The organism is Microcoleus sp. AT3-D2 (genome assembly GCF_036705715.1).
GTDB lineage: Bacteria > Cyanobacteriota > Cyanobacteriia > Cyanobacteriales > Microcoleaceae > Microcoleus.
In genome coordinates this window covers 1-2603 of the sequence record NZ_JAUBVE010000164.1, presented here as the reverse complement: position 1 = coordinate 2603, position 2603 = coordinate 1, and the positions used below count along the sequence as shown (strand labels likewise).

The 2603-nt window shown below is 36.1% G+C and carries 2 protein-coding genes and 1 pseudogene; 1 reads left to right on the top strand and 2 read right to left on the bottom strand.

Annotated features, from left to right (window positions below):
- Window positions 1-728: transposase (locus QUB44_RS30420; protein WP_333373554.1), on the top strand; the 728-nt coding region annotated here is incomplete at its 5' end.
- Window positions 729-801: 73 nt separating this feature from the next.
- Here QUB44_RS30420 and QUB44_RS30415 read toward each other — a convergent pair.
- Window positions 802-1188, bottom strand: a pseudogene (locus tag QUB44_RS30415) (IS1 family transposase); the annotation flags it as partial.
- Window positions 1189-1485: 297 nt separating this feature from the next.
- Window positions 1486-1809, bottom strand: coding sequence for a transposase (locus QUB44_RS31325; RefSeq protein WP_445299940.1), 324 nt, complete (start codon window positions 1807-1809; stop codon window positions 1486-1488).
- Between the last annotated feature and the right edge of the window lie 794 nt (window positions 1810-2603).

The following is a 2603-nucleotide window of genomic DNA, read 5'->3' as shown; positions in this document are numbered from 1 at the left end:
TTCCATGTCACTTAATTTATCAGATTTTCTCCGCTTTTTGGGCTATTTCTCTTCTACCCCCCCTGAACGGTTACCAAAAAATTGGATTTATCACTCGAATTAAAAAAGGTGCATCTTATCAAATCGAGCGGGTATTAACCAATACTTATGATGTCAAAGACCAGATAATTAAAATAGGTGCAGGCACAAAACAGACACCAGCTTTGACTATAAGATTAGTACAAATTCGCTCCAAGACTTCCTGGCGCTCTTATCTAACAAGTGTCCGAGAACCCGAAGTATTGCCCCCCTATGTAGTAGCAGATTTATATCAAAGACGCTGGCGAATAGAATCGGCATTTTGTACAGTAAAAAGATTATTAAATCTCAGATATTTATGGACAGGTTCATTAAACGGAATCAAGCTTCAAATCTGGGCTACTTGGCTATTTTATGCGGTTTTAGTAGATTTAGGAGATGCCGTTGCGGATGAATTAGGAGTGCCAATTGAACGTGTTTCATTAGAAATGATTTATCGGGGGATGTATCATTTTTCTGTGGCATATCAAAAAGGATTAGCTTCTGACCTAGTTAAGTATTTTGCCTCCGATAAAAATCAAGATTTAGGGATTGTTAAGCGACGACGAAAACCTCATGTCAGGCTAATTATTTCTCCTTTCCCTGGAACTCAAAGAAGTCCCGAACAATTTTTTTTCAATAATAAAGGAATAAATGGAGTCATATGTTAATGGGGTCAACAGGTAAAAGATGAGTAATTTTACTCGTTGACAATAGTGCTTTTAGCTTAAGTTGTGAGTAATGATCCATTGCTAACCACACCCATTGCTTATTTTCTTTGCAATCTACAAATGACCACAGTTCATCACATTCAACATTCAATCTGACTTTTTTTTTAGGTTTAACCTTCACTGTGCGTTCGATTGAGGCATATTTATTATTTACGTAATCCTGTAACCATTTTTGATAAACACCCGTGCTTCTAGCTATACCAGCCAAAGAAATCTTCTCCAAAAGAAGTCTATCTATTAAATCTTTTGTTGCTGAGCTAATTACTTTCTTGGTCGGATTTTCGACAAATTGGCGACCGCAACTTTGACATTTGTATTTTGGTTTTTTATTATGAATTCTACCATTTTTAACTATGTGATTTGAACCACAATCAGGGCAATTTGGTCGTGAGGGTAGCATATTATATGACTAAACTAATATTGGCAGATACCACGGATTCCAGCAAGAGTTACTTATGATAGCATAACTGTAACTCAATCTACATTCGAGCGCGTCAAGAAATATTAAAGTCACAAAATTTGATTGTGTGAGTTATAAAATTATCCTATGTATTCAATTACTGTAATTAAATTTCACTACATATTTATTACTACCAAACCATATTTGAAGCCCAATTGCCAAGGAGAGAAATAAGTTTATTGGCTAGCGTTCTGGGACTACTTAGCTCGGATACCCCAAGCAGCGGTTATTGAGCAGTTACGACAAGTATATTAATTTGGCCCCTTTTTTTTGGATGGCTTTTTCTACTTCTTCTCCGGTATGAATAGTACAATTATCCATTACTACACAAGCACCTTTCCATAACTTTGGTACTAATTTTCGGATAATAAAAGCCTCAAATGTAATTCCATCAGTTGTACCTATTAAATTGACTGATGTTAGGACTTTTTTGACCGATATAGCTCCAATTATTGAGACATTTCTTCCGCGTTTATTCGGTTTTGGCTCCTTGGCTCTTGAACCTTTTAGAGACCGAGCATATAACCTAAATATTGCCAAGTTTACTCCACATTCATCAATGAATATTAAGTCTTTGAAACAAACTTCTCTAATTTTTTGCCCGAACTCGTATCGCAGGTTCTGAACCCTGTCAGTGCCTTTGTCTGACGGGAAAAAAGTTTTTTTTCAAAGTCATGTTTAAGAGTTTTGCCATTCTTCCCATAGTTGCTACGCTGATGGTAAAACCAATTTTTTGGTACAGTAAATAACGGAGTTCTTCGAGAGTTGCATCATTGTTTGCTTCAATCAATTCCGCTAAAATTAGCAGTTGTTCTGCATTCAGTTTTCATTTGACTCCACATCGCTCAGTGCGAGCAGCAATATTTTGGGTGTCACGATACTGTTTAACCAATTTTTGGACAAAACTTAGGGCTACACAAAAACGGTTAGCTATTGCTCTTTGTGACAGCGGTTCATTATGGTACACATCCATAATTTTTTGTCTAAAATCAATCGAATAAGTTTTCATTTTTACTAATGCGTGATAATTGCTAAAATTTGAGATAGTTGTCATTCTAGTGACTGCTGCGGGTCGAGGGACTACTGCTCGAAGAGCGCCCCATTTAATTAGAGCTGTATAACATTTTGAGGTTCTATATTTTTCACTCCGTTTAAGTCAGTTATACTATACCTCATCTTTCTAAGAAATGCTATAGATAAACTTTTTTTTAAAAAAAAATTCTCGCTGGAATTGCTGGTTCGGTCGGGGTTTCTCCAACTTGGCTGCAAAATTATATAAATAATAAATACGCCCAAACGCCTCGAAAACTCAAGGTTTCAGAGAAAGCTAAAGGAAAATTAATCATTGAATGTGA